Source organism: Peribacillus sp. YIM B13482 (genome assembly GCF_042787975.1).
Lineage (GTDB): Bacteria > Bacillota > Bacilli > Bacillales > DSM-1321 > Peribacillus > Peribacillus simplex_A.
In genome coordinates, this window is the sequence record NZ_JBHZPF010000058.1 from 1 (window position 1) to 15,609 (window position 15,609).

The window sequence follows — 15,609 nt, forward strand, 5'->3', positions numbered from 1 at the left end:
TAAAAAGCGCAAGCGCCTGGGTAGCTCGTGAAGAAAATAGGGATTGTCCCATAAGGCGCTTTCTTGCCTTGTGAGGGCAATCCTCTTTTTCACAGCGAGCTAGGCGCTGAAGCTGGATTTCATAAAAAGCGCAAGCGCCTGGGTAGCTCGTGAAGAAAATAGGGATTGTCCCATAAGGCGCTTTCTTGCCTTGTGAGGGTAATCCTCTTTTTCACAGCGAGCTAGGCGCTGAAGCTGGATTTCATAAAAAGCGCAAGCGCTGAGGCTAGTTCTCTTAAAATGGACTCTTGCAAATGAAAAGCCCCTGTCCTGGTCATAGCGTATCCCCCGCAGACATGGAGCTAAAAGACTACCGTTACCATCTTACCTTCTTTCCGGTCACTTCACAACAGCCCAGTCACTCTTTCCTCAAACCTTTTTTGTCGAGCTGCATAATTTATATAGAAGAATACACCAGCATATAATATCAGAGGAGGTGAAACCTATGTTCCCAGACAGAAATCGTCAACCCGGACCCGGTTTTCAGCCACCAAATGGTCGAAGGATGCAACAGCCGCCAATACCATTCAGGCAAACACCGCAAATCCCCAACCCTTATCAGCAGATGCGGCGGCCGATGGCACAAAACAGACCGCAGGGGCCTCAAGGTTTCCGGGGTCCTTTCACCACACCGCATCGGCAGGAAATGCCGCCAGCAAAGAAGGAAGGGCTATTGTCAAAGATACTCGGTAAGTCGAAACAAAGAACTGCTTCTCCCAACTTGTTTGCACCAGCTGCTCCCACTAACAAAAGTTCTTCAAGAAGCAGCGGAGGCGGCGGTATCTTAGAAACACTAAAAAACCCCGATTCCCTGAACAATATGCTCAACAACACGCAAAAGGTGTTGCAGGCAGCCGAACAATTCACCCCTATGGTGGAACAATATGGACCCGTAATTAAAAACTTGCCTTCCGTGTGGAAAGTTTTCCGGAACATATCATCAGCCGGTGAAACCGAGGACAAGAAAGCGCCAGTTGAAAGCGTGACTAATGTTGAGGCACAAAAAAATAATGAGGTAAAAACGGATTCGAAGGAAAAAGCAAAAGCTAAAGAAGATAAAGAAGATAAACCCATTTCCCAGGTTCGTACCAAAACCAAAAAGGAAAGGACATCAGGTCCCAAGCTTTATATTTAACGTTTTTAAAATTTTTTCAGGAACTGGCTTTATGCAAATAGGATGTTTTGTAATATCATCTATGGTCTTATATAATAGAAAGGTATAAAAGTGAGAGTTTTTTGCCTTGAGGAGGACACATAGATGAAAGTGATTAAAATTTCCCCGCGCGGCTATTGTTATGGCGTTGTCGATGCCATGGTCATCGCCCGAAATGCGGCTTTAGATAAAACCTTGCCACGCCCCATTTACATTTTGGGAATGATTGTGCATAACAAACATGTAACGGATGCGTTTGAAGAAGAAGGCATCATCACGTTGGACGGCAGCAACCGTCACGATATCATCGAAAAGGTCGACAGCGGAACCGTCATCTTTACTGCTCACGGCGTTTCCCCTGAGATTAGGAAGATTGCTGAGAAAAAAGGGCTTGTCACGCTAGATGCAACCTGTCCCGATGTTACCGCAACCCATGACTTAATACGGGAAAAAGAAGCGGAAGGCTATCAAATTATTTATATTGGCAAGAAAGGCCATCCGGAACCGGAGGGTGCAGTCGGAGTTGCTCCCGATGTCGTTCACCTCGTTCAAAAGGATGAAGACGTCGAAGCCTTGACATTGAATAGTGATAAGATCATTGTGACAAATCAAACAACGATGAGCCAATGGGATGTTTTGGATATCATGGATAAGGTTAAGGAAAAATTCCCACATGCCGAAGTCCATAAGGAAATTTGTTTAGCGACACAGGTACGCCAAGAAGCGGTTGCCAAGCAGGCTGGCGAAGCTGATGTTTTAATTGTCGTCGGTGATCCCAAGAGTAATAATTCAAACCGCCTTGCACAAGTATCCGAGGAAATTGCCAGCACGACAGCTTATCGAATCGCTGACATTTCCGAGCTGAACCTTGAATGGCTAAAAGATGCAGAAACGGTTGCCGTCACTTCCGGGGCATCTACACCCACTCCGATCACAAAGGAAGTTATAGCATTTCTAGAGCAATATGAAGCAAATGATGAAACGACCTGGAATACCGAAAAGAAAACGCCATTGCATAAAATTTTACCTAAGATTAAAGTGAAAAAATGATTATGCACAAAAAAGGCAGCCGAGTCGGCTGCCTTTTTTCGTCTTTTAAATGAATCGGAAAGGGTCTGTATTCACCCGAGATGGAATGAATTCCACATCGTAGTTCTTTTCGTGACACATTTCTTCAAGGATTCGTGCAACGCCTTTTTTCATCACCTTTTCAACATTGTGGCCTGGGTCCACAATGTTCAAACCAATCATCATAGCGTCATGGGCTGTATGGTAATACATATCACCTGTAACATATACATCCGCACCCTTGAATTTAGCAGTCGTAAAGTATTTATTGCCGTCTCCGCCCAACACGGCCACTTTTTTTATCGGGTTTTGCAAATCTCCAACGACGCGCACCTTTTCAACATCAAGGGTCTGCTTCACATGTTCGGAAAATTGTTCAAGTGTCATTTCTTCAGCAAGCACGCCTATCTTTCCTAATCCAAGTGACTCCCCTTCATTTTCCAGTTTATAAATATCGTACGCAACTTCCTCATATGGGTGGGCTTTAATCATTGCAGAAAGCACTTTCTTCTCGATACTTTCCGGGAATATCGTTTCAACCCTCATTTCAGCTACTGCTTCAAGCTTTCCTTGGGAGCCAATTTCCGGTTCACTGCCTTCACCTGGCACGAAGCGTCCTGTACCTTCCACCGAAAACGAACACTGGCTGTAATTCCCGATTGATCCGGCCCCTGCCTTACCTAAGGCTTCCCTCACCTTTTGTTCGTCGGTCTTTGGAACATATACGACCAATTTCTTTAGAGCTGTCTCGTAAGTTGGAATCAATACCTCTGTATCCTGCAATTGTAGCGCTTCGGCAAGTAAATCATTCACTCCGCCCTTAGCGACATCCAAATTGGTATGTGCAGCATAAACAGCGATATCATGTTTGATCAGCTTTTCGATGATGCGGCCTCCAGCTGCGTTTGTATCGATCTTTTTCAATGGCCGGTAAATAAGCGGATGGTGGGCGATGATCAATTCCACCCCATGTTCTATCGCTTCGTCTACAACCTCTTCCAGCACATCAAGGGCAATCATCACTTTGGTAACCGGCTTATTGAGCTGTCCGACATGCAAACCGATTGGATCTCCCTCCATTGCATATTGCTTTGGGGAGAATTGTTCAAACATTTCAATGATTTTGTGACCATTTACGATCTTCAACCTTTAAGCACCTCCTCAATTACGGAAATTTGGGATATTAATTCATTGCGCTTGGTTTCAAGTCCGCTTCGTCCGCTTTCATCCAATTGTTCGATGATTCTTTCCAAATGTTTTTTCTCAAGCTGCCATTTTTTTATGAAAATGTCACTGAATTGCTCTCTTAAATATGGTCCGAATATGAGACCTGTTTGCCTGTTTACATGATAAGGGCGAAGCGGTTCCCCTTTTTCAGCAATCAAGATTTCATAAATTTTCCCATCTTCCTCAAGGATTTCCTCTCCGCTAAGTTCCCAGCCGTTATCGATTAGCCAACTGCGAACATTCGCTGCACCGACATTAGGCTGAAGGATAAGCCTTTCCGCCTTGCCGAGTTTCCCTTTTCCGCTTTCCAATATACTTGATATTAAAGTCCCTCCCATGCCTGCAATCGTAATGCATGTCGCTTCATCGGGATTCAATACTTCAAGCCCGTTTCCTTTACGGACCTCTATCTTGTCTCCAAGTCCCGTTATAGCCACTTGCTTGCGGGCTGACTGATAAGGCCCTTCTACTACCTCACCTGCTATAGCGCTGTCACACAGGCCGTTACTCACCGCATAGCACGGTAAGTATGCATGGTCGGAACCTATATCTGCAAGGATGCTTCCTTTTGGTATATGTATGGCAACACGTTCTAATCTCATCGATAGTTTTTCATGATTCATATTTATCAACTCTCTTAATTCAAATAATGTCTTACATTTAATTAGTTTCCCATTAAATTATAACAAGTTCAATCGAAAAATTACAGGAAGGAGAAATAGGGCCCTCTCCATCACTGGATAAAGGGAACCTTCCTTTTTCGGAATAAAATAAAAACTGACCCAAAAAGGTCGCCTTCAAACGATCTCCTGAGTCAGTTTCATGAATTACTTCAGTCCATGAATATATTTGGCCATGGCATCAATGTTCTGTTCTTCGACTAAACCTGATGGCATTGCACCCCGTCCATTAGTGATCACGTTTTTAACCTCGTCAACCGACAGGCGATCGCCAACTCCTTTTAGAGCAGGTCCGACGCCGCCTTGATAGGCGTTACCATGACAAGAGATACAGTTTTGCTTATAGATGTCCTCAGGTGATGCAGACGCACTTTCTTTTTCTTCTGTCTTTTCGCCGCCCTTTTTTTCCTTAGCAAGATCTTTGGCATCACCCAAACCTTTAAACGAAAGTAAAAACATAAGTCCAATACCAAAAACCATGATAATAATAAAAGGCATTACTGGATTGCGCATAGTATTTCCTCCCCTATGTAGAACCTAAACTTACCATATTTAATATTATATACAAACAACTATATATTATTTTACTTGAAAAGAGTTTCAAGTAAAAGCCCAAAAATAGAAGATATTATATAATTTCTTAAAATTGTCAAAAACTTATGTATATTTCCAAACATTTTCATTTCTTCTTACATATATTTCATAATACCCTAAATTCACCATTTAAAACCGGTAAAATGTCTTTGAATTATATTATTAAAAAGTAAGCAATGACTATAGCCCCTAGGCTTCTCGCTATGGAGAAATGGAGCAGCTTCAGTTTTTTGCCCATTAAAATCCAGAGTCCGCAATTTATGAACAAGAAAACATAAAGGATACCCGCTTTGCCGGGTGCCATGAATTCTGCCAAACTGATTGTTAATAAAAGCAGTGATAACGCCAGCCCCATCAACGCCATCTGAAAAATTATTTTCCTACCGATAAAGCGGCGGACCGCCAGTCCAAAGGCAATGATAGAAATTGTTGTCACAAGCATTTGCATTCTTATGGGTATTTCAGTAAAATAATTCAAAAATACAATAAATGCAAAAAGGGCTCCAATCAACAGTCCTGAAAGAATGTCTTTCTTATCACTCCAGGTTTTATTCAAATTTGCAGGCGGTAGTTCGCCTTGACAGTATAATGCAAGCAGGTAATCACAATATTGCTCCGGAAGCATACGACTTTCCTTCCAGGAGTTTATTTCTTGAATGATGATTTTCTTTCTCATCTCATCCATGAATTTCACATCCTCATGCCGGTCATTTCTTTTTAACAGCTTTTTGCCGCTCTTTTAGGTTGTGGAAACTCAGTTATCGAGTTAAACCCATCTCCATTATATAGATAACTGGTTAAATTTTGTTCTTACAAGGAATTTTTTACATCCAATTTCAAAAAAAAAAGCCGCTCCCGAACGCTGGGCATTCAAAGAGGGCTCTGTAAAGGGCAAAATATATTTTATTCCAAGAAATCTTTCAAGCGTTTGCTGCGGCTTGGATGTCTCAGTTTTCGTAACGCCTTCGCTTCGATTTGACGGATACGCTCGCGGGTGACCCCAAACACCTTACCTACCTCTTCAAGTGTCCGAGTGCGTCCATCATCAAGTCCAAAGCGGAGTCTCAAGACGTTCTCCTCACGGTCAGTAAGTGTATCCAATACGTCTTCAAGCTGTTCTTTCAAAAGTTCATATGCTGCATGTTCTGATGGGGAAGTAGCATCCTGATCTTCAATGAAATCACCTAAATGGGAATCGTCTTCTTCACCTATTGGCGTTTCCAGGGAAACCGGCTCCTGAGCTATTTTCAAGATTTCACGTACTTTTTCAGGAGTTAAGTCCATATCTTCTGCAATCTCTTCCGGAGAAGGTTCACGCCCTAAATCCTGAAGAAGCTGTCGTTGGACACGGATCAATTTATTGATGGTTTCAACCATATGCACCGGTATCCGGATCGTTCTTGCTTGGTCGGCAATGGCACGGGTTATGGCTTGGCGAATCCACCATGTTGCATACGTACTGAATTTGAATCCCTTGCGGTAATCAAATTTTTCTACTGCTTTGATAAGTCCCATATTACCTTCCTGAATCAAATCAAGGAAAAGCATGCCGCGTCCGACATAGCGCTTGGCAATACTGACAACAAGACGAAGGTTAGCTTCAGCCAATCGGCGTTTCGCTTCTTCATCTCCATCCTCAATTCGCGTCGCCAGAGAAATTTCCTCTTCTGCCGATAAAAGGTCGACCCGTCCGATTTCCTTTAAGTACATACGGACTGGATCATTAATTTTAACGCCAGGAGGAACACTTAAATCATTTAAGTCAAACTCCTCTTCTTTTGCAAGTTTCTTCTCATCAGGATCATCTTCATCTTCGTCTTCCTCACCATCCGTGAGTATCTCGACGCCGTTTTCTGCTAACACCTCATAGAACTCATCCATTTGATCGGAATCTAACTCAAAACCGCCAATCATTTCAGCGATTTTTTCTAAAGTCAAAGAGCCTCGTTTTTTACCTAGCTCTATTAATTTTTCTTTAACCTGTTCAAGGCTAAATTCATTATCAACTTGTTTGGAACGTGCTGGTTTTTCAGCCATTAGTTCCCCTCCTTCCAGGACTTACACCTAAACGACTACAACATTTTACGCAATTTAATGATTTCCATGGCAATTTGTGCAGCAGCGACATAATCACTCCGTCTAACTGCATCTTTTTCTTCAACTTGTTTTTCTTTTATCTTTAACAACTTTTCATATTTCAACACTTGATTTATACAATCGGTCAGTTCTTTATCGGTAACTTCCTCATTCACTGACATCATTTCTATTTCCGAAACGATCCTTCTCAAGTTTGGATCCGGTAAATAAGTAAGGAAAAAGCTTGTATCCGGTTCGTGTCCATCTTCATAGAACGCATATAAATAGGTGATGATTGCCTGATGTTCGTCTACATGAAAGACCGTTTGCCCAAGCAGCTGCTGAATTTTAAAAGTCATATCCCTGCTTTTTAGCATATGGGCAATCAACTTCGTTTCAGCATTATGATGAGCAGGCTTTAACTTATGCTCATATTGCAGGGCCATTTTCTTTTGGGCTGCAGGCTGCGGCAGTGCCCCCTTCTTGCGTTCCGTAAAGAACACCTGTCGCTGCTGCTGTTCCAGCGCATCCAATGATAGGGAAAATTCAGAGGATAACTGCCGGAGATAATGATCCCTCTCCACTGCATTGGGCAATCGCGAAATTTCTTTAAGGACTTCTTCGATATATTGAATTCGATCTCCTTCATTATTTACATTTTTCCCTCGACGCAAATAATGCATTTTGAATGCCATGTAGGTTAAACTGTCCCCTATTACTTCAGAAACAAAGCTTTTTTCACCGAATTCCTTTATGTAGTCATCGGGGTCCAAGTTATCAGGCATGTGAGCGACTTTCACGGAAAAGTCATGGTCCTGTAGCATATTAACTGCACGATTGGCTGCGTTCAATCCCGCAGAGTCCGAATCGTAGCAAATAAGTATCTGGTCAGTATTTCTTTTTAAAAGCTGGATATGCTGTTCCGTCAGGGCAGTCCCCATTGTAGCGACTGAATTTTCTACACCTGCACGAACAGCTGAAATACAATCGGCAAAGCCTTCAAAAATGACTACTTGTTCTTTCTTTCGTATGTGCGGTCTTGCATGATGGAAATTATATAAAGTTTTACTTTTATTAAAGATTGGCGTTTCAGGACTATTCAAATATTTGGGCTCATCGTCCCCCATCGCTCTCCCTGAAAACGCAATCGTATTTCCTTGATGATCCATAATTGGAAACATGACTCTATTTCTGAAACGGTCAAAATATGACTCGTCTTTTTCCCTGTAAATAATAAGCCCTGCCTGCTCCATGTATTCTGCTGGAAACCCACGTTTTAAAAGAAACTTGGATACGAAGTCCCATGAATCCAAAGAGTAGCCAATTTGGAACTTTTCTATCGTCTCTTCAGTGAACCCTCGTTTAAGTAAATATTCGAGAGCATCCTGGCCCTCCTTCGTGTTAACGAGGAGATGATGATAAAACTTTCGCAGCAGGTCATGGGCTTCAACCATTTGCTGAGAGCCTGCAGGCATGTTAGAACGCTTGGAATCCTTATTAATTTCAACATCCAAAGGAACATTTCCTTTTTCAGCTAAAACTTTTGCAGACTCCACAAAGTTGTAGCCTTCTATATCCATTAAGAAGGTAAAAATATTCCCGCCTGCCCCACAACCAAAACAGTGAAAGATTTGCTTTTCCGCTGAAACGGAAAACGAGGGCGAGTTTTCACCATGAAAAGGACAAAGGCCAAAATAATTGCGCCCTTGCTTCTTCAGCTGGACATACTCACCAATTAAATCAACAATGTCAACAGCTTCGCGAATTTGGTTAATTTTTTCATCTTCTATACGGCCATTTATCATTTTTCCACCTTGCAATACTGGTGATAGTTTCTAATTCGATACTGTTTCCTAATTCCCTGCAAAGTTCGACAAAGTTTTCAAAAGTTTATTTGTAAAACATGTACGGTCTTCCTTTGTGAATGCTTTCGGCCCTTTCGTATGTTTACCCTGCCTGCGGAGTTTCGCCGACTGATAACGCATATCCAATAGCATGAAAATATTCTCTTCGGTGTATTCTTTTCCCCTAGGCGAAAGAACATAAACGCTTTTAGGAAGCAAGGTCCCAGCCAAACCAATATCTGCAGTAACGACAATATCACCCTTTTTTACTGAGTTTACTATATAAAGATCTGCCGCTTCTTTGTCTGCATCGACATATACCCATTTACCTTCAGGGTTATTCATCATATTTTTATATGATGCAACAAAACAGACTTCAACATCGTGCAATCCTGCACAATGAAGGATCTCGTCTTTCACCGGGCATGCATCGGCATCGACGTGTATGGTAGGTTTATTATTCATACCTTCTAATTCTACATCTTTCTGCATAATCCTTTTTCTCCCCTAAACTTTATGAAGATATAGTGAATTTTCAGCATTGGTTCATAGAGTTCCCTCTAAAGAAGCCAACATTTATTCTTCAAGGAATACCAGCCTTCTTAAGTGAAAGCGCCACTTTTCCCTTGAATAAGGCCCACCCATTTTGAATTATACGGAACATGTCGAATTATTTTTATGATAAAAACCTTGACATCTCATTAACCTTTAGTTTATTCCTTATTAATTAAGTCTAAACCTTAAGATTACTTTTTTCTCACAATTTTTTATTATAGTCTATTTGATTAGAAGATGCCAACATTTAAATTCCGATTTTATTTTCATGCAAATCAATGAATTTGCATTTGGAAAAGAAGAGGAATTATATGTATTTATTTTCAATTCATTCTTGATATTCCCTTTATTGACCTTGGCATTAAAATGTGAGCTGACACTTAAAGTGTCAAGCTCACATTTTGGTTTGCCTTGATTATATGGATCAACGATTTTTGTTTTGAAGGATATTGATGATCAAATTGGCTGTTTCTTCAACAGCTTTATTGGTTACATCAATAATTGGACAGTTCAGCCTTGATATGATTTTATCAAAGTATGTCAATTCTTCTTTTATTCGCTCCACATTTGCGTAAATCGCATGATCATTGAGCCCGAGTGACTTTAATCGTTCTTTGCGAATATGGTTCAGCTTTTCCGGACTGATCTTTAAACCAATGCATTTTTCAGGCGGCACCAAAAACAGCTCTTCTGGGGGTTCCACCTCAGGCACTAAAGGTACATTCGCCACTTTATAGCGTTTGTGGGCTAAATACTGTGATAACGGTGTTTTTGAAGTGCGTGAAACACCTACAAGGACGATATCAGCACGTAAAATGCCTCGGGGATCACGTCCATCATCATATTTCACTGCAAATTCAATGGCTTCCACACGCTTGAAATAATCATCATCCAGCTTTCTTACAAGACCAGGTTCATTAAGAGGCCCTTTTGGTGCCCTTTCCTGAAGGATGTCCATAAGCGGCCCTAAAATGTCATAAGCAGACAGGTTTTCTTTTTCGACCTGTGCTTTCATATACGCTCTAATAGCTGGCTTCACAAGGGTATAAGCAATGATCGCCCCATCTAATTTAGCCAGTGAAATCACTTCATCCACGTTTTGTTCATCTTCAATGTACGGAATTCGCTTTATGGAAAAAGCAGATCCCGAGAACTGGCTTGCAGCTGCTTTTGTAACCAATTCCGCTGTTTCCCCTACTGAATCCGATACAACATATATAATAGAACCGTTCATATTCTCCGTCATTCCTTTTGCAAGCCCCCTAATAGCCTTCATCAGCCAAAGCTACGAATGCTTTCGTAATATTGGTTTTTGTAATTCTTCCAATTACTTCATAGCCTTTTTCTGTGTCTTTGACGACCGGTAATGAGTCGATTTGCTTATCAATCAATTTTTTGGCAACATCAATCAAAAGGTCTTCTTTTGAACACATTGTAATATTGGGCATCCTAGTCATGATGATATTGACTGGAATGGAGTTAAGCTCTTGTTTCCCAATACTCGCACGCAACAAGTCTTTCCTTGATAAGACACCAACAAGCAATGCATGCTTATCGACAACGAACATTGTCCCGACATCTTCTAAAAACATCATGACGATCGCATCATATACGGAAATGCCCTCGTCAACAACGACCGGGATCGATTGGTAGTCTCGTACATAAAGATGGTTAAGGCTGTCGGTCAAAAGCTGTGTTCCTGACCTGCCTGTATAGAAATACCCGACCCGCGGCCTGGCATCAAGAAAACCTGCCATCGTCAATATGGCTAGATCTGGACGAAGAGTCGCCCTAGTAAGGTTCAATCTATCGGCAATATGCTCTCCAGTAATCGGTCCGTTTTCTTTTACAATTTGTAAAATCTGTTCCTGACGCTTATTCAGTTGGATTATAATCACCACCCCACTGCTTTCGCAGAGTAAAGTAACAAAAGTCATTCATTTAATAATTATATACTAAATTATTTAATAAGGGCATGTTTGTCCTATTTATTGACCATTTATCTTTTTATAGAAATCGGAAACCCTTGTTTAAAGTGTTTCCGATTTCCATACACCCTTTCAATTATGTAAGGATGATTTTATTCATGGCAGCAAAACCTGCAACCAAATCACTGATTTCCTTCATAAGAGATAAACGGTTACTGCGGATTGCTTCATCGTCTGCCATGACCATTGTATTCTCGAAATATGATTCTATTTCCGATTGGAGCGAAACAAGCTGTTCAAACCGCTCATTCTCATCTTTAGATTCAGTATAACGAATTGCTATATTTTGATATTTTTCGTATAGCGCTTTTTCTTGATCATTTTCAAAGAAAGTTGGATCGACTGTCACTTTATTGTCACATTTCACGGCAATGTTCATGACGCGGCTTAAAGCTTCCAGACTTTCTTTAAATCCTGCTTCGTCTTTTTTCGCATCCAAGACGTGTGCACGTTCCACGATGGAGTGGATATAACCGATCTCATTGACCAGAACTGCGTCAATCAAATCGTAACGGATTTGCTGTTCTTGCAGCAGGTGTTTGACACGCGCTTTAAAGAATGTGAACATATCAGATTTAACATCCTCAAGATCACGTTTTAAGATACCTTTTGATTCTAGACCTTTAAGACCTATAACAATAAGCTCCTCTAAAGAGATATTCCATTTCTTCTCCGCTAGAATTTGGACGACACCGCTCGCCTGCCTTCTTAGTGCGTATGGATCCTGGGAACCTGTCGGAATGACGCCAATAGCGAAGAATGAAGACAAAGTATCAATTTTTTCAGCTAAACTAACAACCGCTCCAATAACAGAAGGCGGAACATTGTCATCCGCATGCCTCGGCATATAGTGTTCATTGATAGCTGCGGCCACTTCCTTGGTTTCTCCTTTTAGGAGTGCATATTTCTCACCCATATACCCTTGCAATTCAGGGAATTCATAAACCATATGGCTCACCAAATCGAACTTGGCAATTTCCGCTGCACGAAGGGCCATTTCTTTTTCCGCCTTTAAATTCAAGGCATCCGCAAGGACTCCGGTAACTGCAGTTACTCTGGCAGTTTTCTCGGCCAATGTACCAATTTCTTCATGATAAACGATGCTGTCCAGCTTTTTCAAAGCAGCTGAAATCTCTTTTTTCTGATCTTCTTTATAGAAGAATGCTGCATCCGATAGGCGTGCACGCAATACTTTTTCATTTCCTTTAGAAACCTTATCCAAATGGCGATCATCACCATTACGCACGGTTACAAAGAAAGCAAGTAGCTTGCCGTCCTGATCTTTGACAGGGAAATAACGTTGGTGCTCCTTCATTGAAGTGATCAGGACCTCTGGAGGAAGCTCAAGGAATTCTTCTTCGAAGTGTCCAAATAACACCGTTGGATACTCCACCAAATTATTGACTTCTTCAAGCAGTTCTTCATCGACTGGGATGATCCAGCCCTTTTCCTGCTCTAGCCCTTTAATCTGATCTAGAATAACTTGTCTGCGTTTATCCGGATCCGCCATTACAAATTGTTCTTTTAACGTTTCTTCGTACCGTGCCGGCTGCTCGATGATTGCGCTATCGCCCAAGAAACGATGTCCCTTTGTTTCACGGGCCGTCTCGACACCAGCGATGCTAAATGGCACCACTTCATTTCCGAATAAGGCAATCAGCCATTTAATCGGACGGACGAAGCGGAGCTCTTGATTGGCCCAACGCATGTTTTTCGGGAACGTCATGCCGCTGATGATTTCAGCAAGCTCAGATAACAGCTGTACAGTCGGCTGTCCTTTTATGAATTTATTCACATGGGCATATTCCACACCCTTGAGTTCTTTAAAATAAATATCCTCTGAAGTCATGCCTTGGCCCCTGACAAATCCCAATGCGGCTTTAGACCAATTGCCTTCGCTGTCCAAAGCTATTTTCTTAGCCGGTCCTTTTGCTTCTTCTTCAATATCCTTTTGTGATTCTTCCACGTCTTTCACCAATATGGCCAAACGTCTTGGTGTGGAAAACGCTTCAACTTCTCCGAATTCAATCGCTTTTTCCATTAGCCATTTCTGCACTTTATCTGACAGCTGTTTCATGGATGCTGTCACAAAACGTGCTGGCAGCTCTTCCAATCCAATTTCCAATAACAAATCACGCTTGCTCATTTGTATTCTCCCCTTTCACTTTCAGAATCGGGAAGCCTAATTTTTCCCGCTCTTCATAGAAGGTTTTAGCGACCTTACGCGCTAGGTTACGGCAGCGGGCAATATATCCCGTTCTTTCCGTCACCGAGATGGCACCTTTGGCATCCAAAAGGTTAAACGTATGTGAACATTTCAAAACATAATCATAGGCAGGATGCACAAGCCCTTCTTCCATTTGGCGATGCGCTTCCTTTTCATACATCGTGAAAAGTTGAAACAGCATATCTAGGTCGGATGTTTCAAACGTATATTTTGAATGTTCGTATTCCGGCTGTCCAAATATATCCCGGACCGTGAATCCTTCTGTCCATTCCAGGTCAAATACGTTTTCCTTATCTTGAATGTAAGAGGCGAGACGTTCGATCCCGTATGTAATCTCCACGGAAACCGGCTTACATTCAAGGCCGCCCACTTGTTGGAAATATGTAAATTGCGTGATTTCCATTCCATCAAGCCATACTTCCCAACCGAGACCAGCACACCCTAGTGATGGGTTTTCCCAATTGTCCTCCACAAAACGAATATCATGCTCTAGCGGATTAATCCCTAAAGCGCGCAATGAATCCAAATATAAATCTTGGATATTGTCAGGCGACGGCTTCATGATCACTTGGAACTGATGATGCTGATACAGTCGATTAGGGTTCTCGCCATAACGACCGTCAGCCGGACGGCGGGATGGCTCCACGTAAGCAACACTCCAAGGCTCAGGTCCAATGGCTCTCAGGAATGTGTATGGGCTCATCGTTCCTGCCCCTTTTTCTACATCATAAGCATTCATTAATATGCAGCCTTGTTCAGACCAATGCTTTTGTAACGTTAAAATCATATTTTGAATATTCATCGTACACCTCCAGGTTATTTAAACGGCTCTTTAAAAATTAAGGATCGGAATCCTTTAACAGGCAAACAAAAAACTCCCGTCCCTATGCGAAATGCATAGGGACGAGAGTATACCCGCGGTTCCACCCTAATTGCCGTTTATAAAACGGCCTCTTTTCAAAGCAACATGCTCCGGAAACGCCCTTCCCTGTAAATCCATATCCCGGCTTCCACCGTCCCGGGTTCGCTTTTTATGGAGAATGACAGATACTCTTTTCCATCAACGCAATCTTCTTATTTTGATGATTAGAATTTTATACAAACTAGCATGGAATGTCAATAGGGTAGATCTTAAAACATATCTTTCATCGTATCAATCTGTTTTAGGAACTTTTTTGATTTCAAATGGAGACCGGAATATTCCTCATAATAAGCATCTATTATTTTTTGGATTTCCTTTTTCGTTTCAGGCTTGACGGAAATGTTTCCTAGCCTTGATAAATCGAAATAATAAAATATCCTCAGCAATTTGACGGCTGCAGGTGAAATTTTAAAATGATAGGGATCCTTCCCGAGACAGCGATGACAAATAAAGCCCGCTTCCCGAAGCGAGAAGGCGAATTCCCCTTCCGTTTCGCCACAAACAGCACATTGATTCAGCACTGGGTTAATCCCATTGACGGGCAGCATCTTCATTTCAAAAATGAATTTCAAAACCTCTGCGTCATATTCTTCGTTTATGTAATGCAAGGTTTGCAAAAGCAATTCATACAAATATGGATTCGGTTTTTTATCATCGACGCTTTTATCAAGCAACTCAACAATATAAGAAGCATAAGCAGTCGCAAAAAGATCCTCCCGTATGTAACGGAGTGAATCGACCATTTCGCCTTGCTGAAGACTTCCGAGTCCGGTTGAAGTGGTTACAAGGAAATACCCGGAGCAAAAAAGCTGTGTGACGGCAGCAAGCCTGCTATTAGGTTTACTGGCTCCTCTAGCCATAACACCAATTTTTCCTAGCTCTCGGGTATATATAGTAATGATTTTGTTATTTTCTCCATATGCAGTTCGCCTTATGACAATGCCCTCACATTTTTGGAGCATACCAAGACACCACCCATGTTCGCCAAGACTAACCTATGAAACAGGAAAATCAATTTCTGCTAGCTCATCTTTCAATACCAAGGGTCTTTCCTGTCTTTCGACTTCTATCTCCTTAAAAAGCAAATAGGTGTCCACATTACCTGTTTCACTAAATAATTCCCAGGTAAAATCCAACATATAAAGCCCACCTTTCATTTTTAACTAGCAATATGAATATCCGACCATATGATTAGCTTGACCGTTTTCCAAACTTTCATGACTCGTAAATTTTGTT

The 15,609-nt window shown here is 41.7% G+C and carries 15 protein-coding genes and 1 other annotated feature; of the genes, 2 read left to right on the forward strand and 13 right to left on the reverse strand.

Annotated features, from left to right (window positions below):
* Positions 1-484: 484 nt before the first annotated feature.
* Both vrrA and ACFX4L_RS21200 read left to right on the forward strand, forming a co-directional pair.
* Positions 485-1,174 carry a VrrA/YqfQ family protein gene (vrrA, locus tag ACFX4L_RS21195; protein ID WP_377381504.1) on the forward strand — a complete coding sequence of 230 codons (690 nt, stop codon included), beginning with the start codon at positions 485-487 and terminating at the stop codon, positions 1,172-1,174.
* Positions 1,175-1,297: 123 nt separating this feature from the next.
* The gene (locus tag ACFX4L_RS21200) at positions 1,298-2,242 is read left to right on the forward strand and encodes a 4-hydroxy-3-methylbut-2-enyl diphosphate reductase (protein WP_284470213.1); all 945 of its coding nucleotides are present in this window, start codon (positions 1,298-1,300) and stop codon (positions 2,240-2,242) included.
* Positions 2,243-2,287: 45 nt separating this feature from the next.
* Here the strand turns inward: ACFX4L_RS21200 and ACFX4L_RS21205 are convergent, their stop codons facing one another.
* The 13 genes from ACFX4L_RS21205 to ACFX4L_RS21265 all read right to left on the reverse strand — a co-directional run bounded on the left by ACFX4L_RS21205 (position 2,288) and on the right by ACFX4L_RS21265 (position 15,512).
* Entirely contained in the window at positions 2,288-3,406 is a 1,119-nt protein-coding gene (locus ACFX4L_RS21205; protein ID WP_377381501.1) for a Nif3-like dinuclear metal center hexameric protein, read from the reverse strand.
* The gene (locus tag ACFX4L_RS21210; RefSeq protein ID WP_061464089.1) at positions 3,403-4,110 is read right to left on the reverse strand and encodes a tRNA (adenine(22)-N(1))-methyltransferase; all 708 of its coding nucleotides are present in this window, start codon (positions 4,108-4,110) and stop codon (positions 3,403-3,405) included. Before ACFX4L_RS21210 ends, ACFX4L_RS21205 begins: the two co-directional genes overlap by 4 nt.
* A gap of 204 nt (positions 4,111-4,314) precedes the next feature.
* On the reverse strand, positions 4,315-4,680 hold the full coding sequence (gene cccA, locus ACFX4L_RS21215) for a cytochrome c550 (RefSeq protein WP_061464090.1): 366 nt from the start codon (positions 4,678-4,680) through the stop codon (positions 4,315-4,317).
* Between the two features lie 235 nt (positions 4,681-4,915).
* Positions 4,916-5,446 carry a hypothetical protein gene (locus ACFX4L_RS21220; RefSeq protein WP_377406109.1) on the reverse strand — a complete coding sequence of 177 codons (531 nt, stop codon included), beginning with the start codon at positions 5,444-5,446 and terminating at the stop codon, positions 4,916-4,918.
* A gap of 218 nt (positions 5,447-5,664) precedes the next feature.
* Positions 5,665-6,798: an RNA polymerase sigma factor RpoD gene (rpoD, locus tag ACFX4L_RS21225; protein WP_284470210.1), complete on the reverse strand. Its 1,134-nt coding sequence runs from the start codon at positions 6,796-6,798 to the stop codon at positions 5,665-5,667.
* A 35-nt stretch (positions 6,799-6,833) separates the two neighbouring features.
* The gene (gene dnaG / locus ACFX4L_RS21230) at positions 6,834-8,639 is read right to left on the reverse strand and encodes a DNA primase (RefSeq protein WP_155727533.1); all 1,806 of its coding nucleotides are present in this window, start codon (positions 8,637-8,639) and stop codon (positions 6,834-6,836) included.
* Positions 8,640-8,690: 51 nt separating this feature from the next.
* Positions 8,691-9,146, reverse strand: coding sequence for a YaiI/YqxD family protein (locus ACFX4L_RS21235; RefSeq protein WP_284472029.1), 456 nt, complete (start codon positions 9,144-9,146; stop codon positions 8,691-8,693).
* A gap of 514 nt (positions 9,147-9,660) precedes the next feature.
* Entirely contained in the window at positions 9,661-10,482 is an 822-nt protein-coding gene (locus tag ACFX4L_RS21240; protein ID WP_230160715.1) for a pyruvate, water dikinase regulatory protein, read from the reverse strand.
* Positions 10,483-10,498: 16 nt separating this feature from the next.
* Positions 10,499-11,173, reverse strand: coding sequence for a transcriptional regulator CcpN (gene ccpN, locus ACFX4L_RS21245; RefSeq protein WP_155727348.1), 675 nt, complete (start codon positions 11,171-11,173; stop codon positions 10,499-10,501).
* A 127-nt stretch (positions 11,174-11,300) separates the two neighbouring features.
* The gene (gene glyS, locus ACFX4L_RS21250; RefSeq protein ID WP_377381493.1) at positions 11,301-13,370 is read right to left on the reverse strand and encodes a glycine--tRNA ligase subunit beta; all 2,070 of its coding nucleotides are present in this window, start codon (positions 13,368-13,370) and stop codon (positions 11,301-11,303) included.
* The gene (glyQ, locus tag ACFX4L_RS21255) at positions 13,357-14,253 is read right to left on the reverse strand and encodes a glycine--tRNA ligase subunit alpha (RefSeq protein ID WP_061464095.1); all 897 of its coding nucleotides are present in this window, start codon (positions 14,251-14,253) and stop codon (positions 13,357-13,359) included. The genes glyS and glyQ overlap by 14 nt, the downstream gene beginning before the upstream one ends.
* 94 nt (positions 14,254-14,347) lie before the next feature.
* Positions 14,348-14,524, reverse strand: a binding site (T-box leader).
* Positions 14,525-14,582: 58 nt separating this feature from the next.
* Positions 14,583-15,335, reverse strand: coding sequence for a DNA repair protein RecO (gene recO, locus ACFX4L_RS21260; RefSeq protein WP_061464096.1), 753 nt, complete (start codon positions 15,333-15,335; stop codon positions 14,583-14,585).
* A gap of 33 nt (positions 15,336-15,368) precedes the next feature.
* Complete coding sequence (locus ACFX4L_RS21265) at positions 15,369-15,512, reverse strand: YqzL family protein (protein ID WP_081108859.1); 144 nt, start codon at positions 15,510-15,512, stop codon at positions 15,369-15,371.
* Positions 15,513-15,609 lie beyond the last annotated feature (97 nt).